The organism is Pseudomonas sp. SWRI179, assembly GCF_014268705.1.
In the GTDB taxonomy this organism is placed as follows: domain Bacteria; phylum Pseudomonadota; class Gammaproteobacteria; order Pseudomonadales; family Pseudomonadaceae; genus Aquipseudomonas; species Aquipseudomonas zanjanensis.
The window spans coordinates 1-9348 of sequence record NZ_JABWRA010000099.1; the positions used below are offsets into that span (position 1 = coordinate 1).

Sequence of the window (9348 nt, forward strand, 5' to 3'; positions counted from 1 at the left end):
CACTCGGTGCCTCGCTAGGGCTCGGCATGCCCCCACTCCGGCATTGCTCCGTGGGCCGCCGCGAAGGGCCATCCATGGCCCAGCGCGGCTAACCCGGCATCCATGCCGGGTTGCCCACTCCACAATGCCTGCGTTCGGCCAGCGTGGTTAACGGGGCGCCGAGATCAACGTCCACCACGAGGCGGCCTTAGAGCCGACCTGGTTCTTGGTGAGACCGCGTTTCCCCTGTGGGAGCGGGCTTGCTCGCGAATGCGTCGGGTCAGCCAACATCAATCTTGATAGCACACCATTTTCGCGAGCAAGCCCGCTCCCACAGAGGATTTATAGTGAATGCGATACCTGAGAACAACTCCGAAAAAATGTGGGAGCGAGCCTGCTCGCGATGGCGGTGAACCAGCTTGCATCAGCGTTGGATGTGCCGCCGTCTTCGCGAGCAAGCCCGCTCCCACACAGGTTCTGGGTCGTTTATAAGATCAGTGTCCACCGCCGATCCCTGTGGGAGCCGAGCTTGCTCGCGATGGCGGTGGGGCTGCTTGCATCAGTATTGGATGTACCGCCGTCTTCGCGAGCAAGCCCGCTCCCACAATCGGATCGGGGTATGACCGGAGAATCAGGTCGGCTGTCAGGCCGCCTCGCGAGCAAGCTTTGCTCCCACAGATCTCCCACAGTTCTGACGGGTGTACGACTAGGAGAGCCAGGTCGGCTATAAGGCCGCCTCGGCTTGGCTTTTGATCTTGGGGCCCCGTTAACCACGATGGCCGAACGCAGGTATTGCGCAGTGGGCATCCAGGCATGGATGCCGGAATAGCCGCGCTGGGCCATGGATGGCCCTTCGCGGCGGGCCCACGGAGCAATGCCTTCGTTCGGGCATGCCGAGCCCTAGCGAGGCACCGAGTGGTGGGAACCCTAAGCAGCCGTTACCGCAGAAATGGATATGTACTCAATCAAGCCTTCGCGAGCAGGCTCGCTCCCACAATAAACAGGATCGAACTCAGTACCCGTTGGAGCCATAGTCCGGGGTAAACGCAAACCCAACCACCCGCTCAACCCCCGTCTCCAACCGCCCATCCGGCAAAAGCCGCAACCACCGATACCCCGGCGCCTGCGAGCCCACCGCAAAATCCTCACTCCCCGGCTCAAACTGAATACAGGTCGAAGGCGAAGCCAACAAACGAACCCCCTCGCGCACCCGGTCTATCTCCTGATGCACATGGCCCCACAATACCGCCCGCACTTGGGGAAACCGATCCAACACCGCAAACAGCGCCTCCGGATTACGCAACCCGATCGGCTCCATCCACACACACCCAATCGACACAGGATGATGATGCAGGCACACCAAGTGATGCCGCTCCGGCGCCTCACTCAGGGCATTGGCCAACAGAATCAACTGCTCCTCAGCCAAAAACCCCGGCACCGAACCCGGCACGGCCGAATCGAGCATCGTCACCCGCCAATTGCCAATGTCCACCACCGGATCGAGCAACGCACCCTTGACCGCCGCCTCAAGCATCACCTGCGGCTCATCATGGTTGCCGGGAATCCACCGCGCCGGCGCGTCGATTCGTGCAGTCAGTTGCCGAAACGCCTCATAGGATTGCAGCGTGCCGTCCTGGGACAAATCCCCGGTAGCGAGCATCAGGTCAATGTTCGGCTGCTGCTTGAGCACCAAATCAATGACTGCCCGCAAACTGTCACGGGTATTCATGCCCAGCAACGAGGCATCGGCCTCGGCGAACAAATGGCTGTCGGACAGTTGGACCAACAACGCCGCATCGGCCGTGGTCAAGCTGGATACGCTCGGCAAATCGCTTTCTCCCAGGCGCAATCACGCCGTTGCATGAAGCGGCAATTATGCTGGGGGACGATCGAAAGGGGAAACCCGCGAACCGGAACCGGTTCACAACTACCGAACGACTTCGAACTCGTGGCCCAGCGCCAGGCAATGACTCAGCCATTCGCCCAGGAACAGGTTCAACTGGGCTTTTTCATCGGGCTGGTGCATTGACGCATTGGGATAAGGATAGATGCCACGAAAGCGTCGTGCATGTTCGGCGCTGACGACTTCGGCCATGCGCGCGTCGTGATAGACCTGCACTTCCAGTTGCGGCACCGGCAGCCAGGGCAGGCTGTGCTCCTGGCGCACTTGCAAGGTGGTGGTGTAGGGACAGGCCTGCAGCACTTCCAGGGCCAACACGCCAAGCATCTGGTCGCCGTGGGTCACGGCGATGCGGCGTGGCAGCGGATCGTTGCGCATGTCTGGCAACAAGCGCATCAGGCGGGCGTAGTTGGCCTCGCAGGCGGCCTGCAATCCCACCAGATCGACGCGATAGCGGTCGCGCAGCTTGTTCAGGACCATAGCCCCCTCACTTCATCGCGATTCAAGGCCAGCCATTGCAAGGCAATGATGCTGGCCGCGTTGCAGATACGTCCGTCGCGCACGGCTTGCAAGGCATCTTCGTAGGCCCAGGCCTTCACCCGAATGTCCTCGGCTTCCTCCAGAAGGCCATGCAGGCCGCCTGCCCCCGTGCTGTCGCAACGCCCCAGGTACAAATGTACGAATTCATTGCTGCCGCCCGGCGATGGAAAGTATTGGGTCATCGGCCAGAGCGCAGCGAAGACAAGCCCAGCTTCCTCCTGCGCTTCGCGATGAGCAACCTCTTCCGGCTGCTCATCCTTGTCGATCAACCCGGCCACCAGCTCTACCAGCCAGGGGTTGGTGGTCTTGCCAATGGCCCCCACGCGAAACTGCTCGATCAACACCACTTCATCGCGCTGCGGGTCGTAGGGCAGCACACACACCGCATCATGACGCACGAACAATTCACGGTTGATCTCACGGCTCATGCCACCGGCAAACAACTCGTGGCGCAAGACGAGGCGGTCGAGCTTATAGAAACCCTTGAAGCAGGTCTCCCGCTTGACGATGTCCACGGCGTTCGGTGTGGCGTTGGCGAAATCGGTCATGACAATCCTCGTGTGCAGTCGATCAATACGAGGTTCCAACCTCGGCTTCGCGCCATCCTAACGCGCTCGAACCCTTTGGGGCAGCCCCCTGCCAGTGATCGGGATGGACGGCTGCGCTTAAAATCACTCTAATGAGCTTAGTGGCGAACTGATTGCCTTGCCGACAGTCGAAGCGGGTAACTTTTTGCCTTTCCGTGTTTCATGAAGGACGCCCATGTCGCTTTTCAAAACTGCCTCCGTGGCCGCCATTGCCCTGACCCTGGGCGCTTGCCAAAGCCTGTTCCAACCCAACTATCGCGCGCCGCTGGAGACCACTCGCGACGCTTCGGAACAACTGCAGCAAGGTTGCGCCAGTGCCGACTGCCCGTTGGTGAACATCGATACCCTGCACTTTCCGGCCGAACCCGCCCTGGATGGCATCATCGAAAAACGCCTGCTGCAAATGACCCGCACCACCGCGGACGCCCCGGTGGCGCCGACGCTGGCGGCCTATCGCGAGCAGTTCCTGCGCAACGCCGCCCCAGGCAACAGCAGCTATTTGCAGGCCAAGGTACGTGAGCAACATGACGGCCTGGTGATCATCGAACTGTCCAGCTACCTGGACACCGGCGGTGCCCACGGCACGCCGGGGCGCGGTTTCATCAACTATTCGCGCCAGCAGCACAAGGTGCTGACGCTGTCGGACATGCTGCTGCCGGGCCAGGAAGAAGCCTTCTGGAAAGCCGCGCAAGTGGCTCACAACAGCTGGCTGATCAGCACCAAGCTGGATCAGGAACCCGAGTTCCTGAAACAGTGGTCCTTCCAGAAAACCCCACACATCGCGCTGACCTACGGCGGGGTGATCCTCAAGTACGAAGTGAGCACCATCGCGCCATACGCCCTGGGCCACATCGAACTGAAGATCGCCTATCCACGCCTCAATGGCATCCTCAAGCCCGAGCTGTTTCCCGGCCGTAGCTGAAGGCCCGGCCCAGCAACAGTTGCAGCAACCCTGCCAGGATCAACGATGGCAGGGTTGCGCCGATGTCCGGATAGAAATTGGCCAGCAGGTGATAGGTGCTCACCCCACCCAACCAGGCCAACAGGGCCGGCCAGCGCAACGCGGCTGACACCACTTGGCTGCTGCGTTTGCGCAGGATGAAGTGGTCCACCAACACCACGCCGAACAGCGGCGCGAACACCGAGCCGATCAGCAACAGGAAGTTCTGGTACTGCGCCAACGGTGCAAAGCAGGCGATCAAGGTGCAGATGACACCAATCGCCAAGGCCAGGTGCTCGACCTTCAACCCCGACAACATGCCTGTCGATACCGCCGCCGAGTGGATGTCGGCGAAGGCATTTTCCGACTCGTCCAGCAGAATCAGCAACAGCGGAATACCCAATCCAGCACCCGCCAGGGCCAGCAGCAACGCGTTGACTTCACCGCTCGGCGCGAACGCCAGGGTGTAGGCCACGCCCAGGCTCATCAGCCAGAAATTACCGATGAAGAAGCCCACCGCCGTACCGCCGAAGACGTTTTTGGCGCGCTTGCCGAAACGCGAGTAGTCGGCGATCAGCGGCAACCACGACAGCGGCATCGCGATGGCGATATCGAACCCCACCGCCAACGGCATCGAACCATCGCCCGCCTGGGCCCACAGCGCGACCAGGTCAGCCTTGGCGAACAGGTTCCAGGTCAACCAGATGCAAGCCGCCAGCAGCAACCAGATACCCCACTTGCGCAGAACCTTGCGCACAAAGGTCAGCGGCCCGCTCACGGCGAGCAAAGTGGCCAGGGCGCCGAAGAACAGCGTCCACAGCAGTGGGTTCGAACCCAGGCTGCCTTCGCTGAAAGCCCGCGCACCCAGCAGGCTGGCGGCGTCGCGCATGACGATGATTTCGAACGAGCCCCAGCCGATCAGCTGCAGCAGGTTCAATACCGCCGGCACGCTCGCGCCCTTGCTGCCGAGGCTGAGCTTCAGCGCGGCCATGGCCGACAGGCCGGTGTCGCTGCCGATCACCCCGACCGCCGCCAGCAGCAGGACGCCCACCAGCGTGCCGAGGAAAATCGCCAGCAACGAACCGCTCAGGCCCAGGCCCGGCGCGAGCAAGGCACCGACCTGCAAGACCATCAGGCCGATGCCGAGGGAAAACCACAGGGAAAACAGATCGCGGGCGCCGAAGACGCGTTTGTCCAGGGGCACGGCGGTGTCGGGGGAGTAGGTGCTGGGTTGGATGTTCAAGGGTGGTTATCTCAGGGGGATATTTGTTGTTCTGATGATCGCTTTCGCGAGCAAGCCCGCTCCCACAATGGACCTGTTGTGATCACAAAATCCGTGTCCACCAGCGATCCATTGTGGGAGCGGGCTTGCTCGCGAAGGCGGCAGCAAGGTCACCGCCGCCCTCAGCTCAAATCACACTTTCTTGTAAAGCTGACTTCCTTCCTTCTTGAACCGCTCAGCCTGCTCCGCCAAGCCCTGCGCGACATCGACATCCACCGCTTCAATACGCTGGTTCGCCGCGTACTCGCGCACTTCCTGGGTGATTTTCATCGAGCAGAATTTCGGCCCGCACATCGAGCAGAAATGCGCCACCTTGGCCGAGTCCTTCGGCAGGGTTTCGTCGTGATACGAGCGGGCGGTGTCCGGGTCGAGGCCGAGGTTGAACTGGTCCTCCCAACGGAACTCGAATCGCGCCTTGCTCAGGGCGTTGTCGCGGATCTGCGCGCCCGGGTGGCCCTTGGCAAGGTCGGCCGCGTGGGCAGCGATCTTGTAGGTGATGATCCCGGTCTTGACGTCATCCTTGTTCGGCAAGCCGAGGTGTTCCTTCGGCGTGACGTAGCAAAGCATGGCGCAACCGAACCAGCCGATCATCGCCGCACCGATGCCGGAGGTGATGTGGTCGTAGCCCGGCGCTATGTCGGTGGTCAGCGGGCCGAGGGTGTAGAACGGCGCCTCGTCGCAGCACTCGAGCTGCTTGTCCATGTTCTCTTTGATCAACTGCATCGGCACATGGCCAGGGCCTTCGATCATGCATTGCACGTCGTGCTTCCAGGCGATCTTGGTCAGCTCGCCGAGGGTTTCCAGCTCGCCGAACTGCGCTTCGTCGTTGGCGTCGGCGATCGAACCCGGACGCAGGCCATCGCCCAGCGAGAAGCTGACGTCGTAGGCCTTCATGATTTCGCAGATGTCTTCGAAATGGGTGTAGAGGAAGTTTTCCTTGTGGTGCGCCAGGCACCACTTGGCCATGATCGAACCACCACGGCTGACGATACCGGTGACGCGCTTGGCGGTCATCGGCACATAACGCAGCAACACGCCGGCGTGGATGGTGAAGTAGTCGACGCCCTGCTCGGCCTGCTCGATCAGCGTGTCGCGGAACAATTCCCAGGTCAGGTCTTCGGCCACGCCGCCGACTTTTTCCAGGGCCTGGTAGATCGGCACGGTGCCGATCGGCACGGGCGAGTTACGGATGATCCACTCGCGGGTTTCATGGATGTGCTTGCCGGTGGACAGGTCCATGACCGTGTCCGAACCCCAACGGATACCCCAGGTCAGCTTCGCCACTTCTTCTTCGATGGACGAACCCAGCGCACTGTTGCCGATGTTGCCGTTGATCTTCACCAGGAAGTTACGGCCGATGATCATCGGTTCCAGTTCGGTGTGGTTGATGTTGGCCGGGATGATCGCGCGCCCCCGGGCGATTTCGTCACGCACGAATTCCGCGGTGATGACCTTCGGCACGCTGGCGCCGAAGCTGTGGCCGGCGTGTTGCTGGTCAAGCAGGCCAGCGGCGCGGGCGACTTCAAGCTTCATGTTTTCGCGGATGGCGACGTATTCCATCTCGGCGGTGATGATGCCTTTGCGCGCGTAGTGCATCTGGCTGACGTTGGCACCCGGCTTCGCGCGACGCGGGTTGTTCACGTGGGCGAAGCGCAGCTTGGTCAGCTCGGGGTCGGCCAAGCGCTCCTGGCCGAAGTTGGAACTCAGGCCCGCCAGGCGCTCAGTGTCGCCACGGGCTTCGATCCATGGCGAGCGCACGTCGGCCAGGCCTTTGCGCACGTCGATGATCACGTTCGGGTCGGTGTACGGCCCCGAGGTGTCGTAGACCACCACCGGCGCGTTGATTTCACCGCCGAAGTCAGTGGGGGTCACGTCGAGGCTGATTTCGCGCATGGGCACGCGGATATCCGGGCGGCTGCCCTGGACGTAGATTTTTTGCGAGCGGGTAAAGGGCTGAACCGATTGCTGATCGACTTGGGCCGATTCACTGAGGTTGGTCGCGTTTTTTGATTTTGTCGTCATCACGGGCTCTCCAGACACACATCCAGGCAGTGGATTTTTGTCGGAGCGAACCTGTAACGAATGGACGCGTCCCTGCACGGAAGTGCGGACGCTGTGCTTGCTGCTCGAGTGCGTTCAAGGGTCGAACGACATCCCGGACGAAGCACAAGAGGACTCGCCGGGTGACGAGAAATCTTGTTCCCTACGCAGGCGCTAACCTGATCAGGTTCAACGGGATCCGAAATTATTCGATCTCAGCCTCATAGCAAGGCACCCCGACAAGAACCCGGCCAGTCTAGACACAACCACGACAGAACGCCATCGCCAGGGCAAAAGGCGTGATGAATGGCGCATATACAGGATTGTTGCCGTGCCCAGGCGCAACTACACTCGCTACGCCGCGCGCCTGTTATGCGCATTCAATTTGAACGTAGGGATCGCCTCATGTTGCGCAAACTCTCACTGGCCCTCGCCGTGTCTTGTGCGTCCAATGGAATGGCCTGGGCCGCCGAAGCGCCTTTATCCACCCTGACCGACCTGGTCAGCGTGTACCAGGAAGCGGTGGACAACAACGCCGACCTGGCGGCCGCCCGCGCCCAGTATGGCGCCCAGAAGGAAGTGGTGCCCCAGGCCCGCGCCGGGCTGCTGCCCAACCTTTCGGCCGGTGCCGACCTGAACAACACCCGTACCGAGCTCGACCAACCGGCGATGACCGCCACCCGCAGCTCCACGGTCTACCAGGCCACGCTGTCCCAGCCGATTTTCCGCGCCGACCGCTGGTTCCAACTGCAAGCGGCCAAATCGGTCAATGAGCAGGCATCGCTGCAGTTGTCTGCCACCGAGCAGAACCTGATCCTGCAAAGCGCCGAAGCCTATTTCAATGTGCTGCGCAGCCAGGACAACCTGGCCTCGACCAAGGCCGAGGAAGCCGCGTTCAAGCGCCAGCTCGACCAGTCCAACGAACGTTTCGACGTGGGCCTGTCGGACAAGACCGACGTGCTGCAATCCCAGGCCAGCTACGACACCGCGCGGGCCAACCGGATCATCGCGCAACGCCAGGTCGAAGATGCCTTCGAAGCGCTGATCACCCTGACCAACCGCCAGTACAACTCGATCCAGGGCGTCGTCCACACCCTGCCGATCCTGCCGCCGGCGCCCAACGACGCCAAGGCCTGGGTAGACACTGCCGCCAAGCAGAACCTCAACCTGCTGGCCAGCAATTACGCCGTCGACGCCGCCGAAGACACCTTGCGCCAGCGCAAGGCCGGCCACGCGCCAACCCTCGATGCAATCGCCCAGTACCGCAAAGGTGACAACGACGGCCTCGGCTTTACCAACCCGAGCCCCACCGGCCAGCGCTACGGTGGCGACGCGGAGCAACGCACCATCGGTCTGCAATTGAGTATTCCGATCTACAGCGGCGGGCTGACCAGCTCCCAGGTTCGCGAGTCCTATTCGCAACTCACCCAGACCGAGCAGCAACGCGAAGCCCTGCGCCGCCAGGTGGTGGAAAACACCCGCAACCTGCATCGCGCGGTGAACACCGATGTGGAACAGGTCCAGGCCCGGCGCCAATCGATCATCTCCAACCAGAGCGCGGTGGACGCCACGGAAATCGGCTACCAGGTGGGCACTCGGAATATCGTCGATGTGCTGGACGCCCAGCGCCAGCTGTACACCTCGGTGCGCGACTACAACAACGCCCGATATGACTACATCCTCGACAACCTGCGCCTCAAGCAGGCCGCCGGGACGTTGAGTCCGGAGGACCTGCAAGCCCTGTCCCGCTACCTCAAGCCCGACTACAACCCGGACAAGGACTTCCTGCCGCCGGACTTGGCACAGGCGGCGGCACAGCAGTTGCGCTCGCGGCCAGCGCAATAACCTACCGACCTCACTGGCAACGAGGACTTCCTGGGGCGGGGCGGCCTACCTGTGGCGAGGGAGCTTGCTCCCGCTGGCCTGCGAAGCAGGCCCAAAACCGGTCACTGCGTTCTGCCAGGCAGAACCGTAGTGCCCACTTTACGGCTGCTTCGCAGCCGAGCGGGAGCAAGCTCCCTCGCCACAACAGCTCAGCCGAGCAACCGCCCTAACCCATCCAGCAACCGCTGCAACGCGC

At 61.9% G+C, this 9348-nt stretch carries 7 protein-coding genes and 1 riboswitch; of the genes, 2 read left to right on the forward strand and 5 right to left on the reverse strand.

Going from position 1 to position 9348, the window contains the following annotated elements; all coding sequences use genetic code 11:
* Window positions 1-991: 991 nt before the first annotated feature.
* The 3 genes from cpdA to HU767_RS28140 all read right to left on the reverse strand — a co-directional run bounded on the left by cpdA (window position 992) and on the right by HU767_RS28140 (window position 2967).
* Entirely contained in the window at window positions 992-1807 is an 816-nt protein-coding gene (gene cpdA, locus HU767_RS28130; protein ID WP_186731070.1) for a 3',5'-cyclic-AMP phosphodiesterase, read from the reverse strand.
* 99 nt (window positions 1808-1906) lie between these two features.
* On the reverse strand, window positions 1907-2359 hold the full coding sequence (locus HU767_RS28135; protein ID WP_092205313.1) for a DUF1249 domain-containing protein: 453 nt from the start codon (window positions 2357-2359) through the stop codon (window positions 1907-1909).
* Window positions 2350-2967, reverse strand: coding sequence for an NUDIX domain-containing protein (locus tag HU767_RS28140; RefSeq protein WP_186708029.1), 618 nt, complete (start codon window positions 2965-2967; stop codon window positions 2350-2352). Before HU767_RS28140 ends, HU767_RS28135 begins: the two co-directional genes overlap by 10 nt.
* Before the next feature lie 214 nt (window positions 2968-3181).
* On the opposite strand from HU767_RS28140, the gene HU767_RS28145 reads away from it, so the two are divergent.
* Entirely contained in the window at window positions 3182-3928 is a 747-nt protein-coding gene (locus tag HU767_RS28145; RefSeq protein WP_186708031.1) for a DUF3298 domain-containing protein, read from the forward strand.
* Here the strand turns inward: HU767_RS28145 and cytX are convergent.
* Window positions 3897-5189 carry a putative hydroxymethylpyrimidine transporter CytX gene (gene cytX, locus HU767_RS28150; RefSeq protein WP_186731071.1) on the reverse strand — a complete coding sequence of 431 codons (1293 nt, stop codon included), beginning with the start codon at window positions 5187-5189 and terminating at the stop codon, window positions 3897-3899. The genes HU767_RS28145 and cytX overlap by 32 nt on opposite strands.
* 171 nt (window positions 5190-5360) lie before the next feature.
* Entirely contained in the window at window positions 5361-7250 is a 1890-nt protein-coding gene (gene thiC / locus HU767_RS28155; RefSeq protein ID WP_186708035.1) for a phosphomethylpyrimidine synthase ThiC, read from the reverse strand.
* Between the two features lie 161 nt (window positions 7251-7411).
* Window positions 7412-7517: riboswitch (TPP riboswitch) on the reverse strand.
* Window positions 7518-7673: 156 nt separating this feature from the next.
* Between thiC and HU767_RS28160 the strand changes: the two genes are divergently transcribed.
* A complete protein-coding gene (locus tag HU767_RS28160; protein ID WP_186708037.1) occupies window positions 7674-9113 on the forward strand; it encodes a TolC family outer membrane protein in 1440 nt (479 codons plus the stop codon).
* Window positions 9114-9348: the final 235 nt, after the last annotated feature.

Coding starts and splice junctions, on each gene's coding strand:
- HU767_RS28135 (WP_092205313.1), bottom strand. CDS start 2,359: ATGGTCCTGAACAAGCTGCGCGACCGCTATCGCGTCGATCTGGTGGGA.
- HU767_RS28140 (WP_186708029.1), bottom strand. CDS start 2,967: ATGACCGATTTCGCCAACGCCACACCGAACGCCGTGGACATCGTCAAG.
- HU767_RS28145 (WP_186708031.1), top strand. CDS start 3,182: ATGTCGCTTTTCAAAACTGCCTCCGTGGCCGCCATTGCCCTGACCCTG.
- thiC (WP_186708035.1), bottom strand. CDS start 7,250: ATGACGACAAAATCAAAAAACGCGACCAACCTCAGTGAATCGGCCCAA.
- HU767_RS28160 (WP_186708037.1), top strand. CDS start 7,674: ATGTTGCGCAAACTCTCACTGGCCCTCGCCGTGTCTTGTGCGTCCAAT.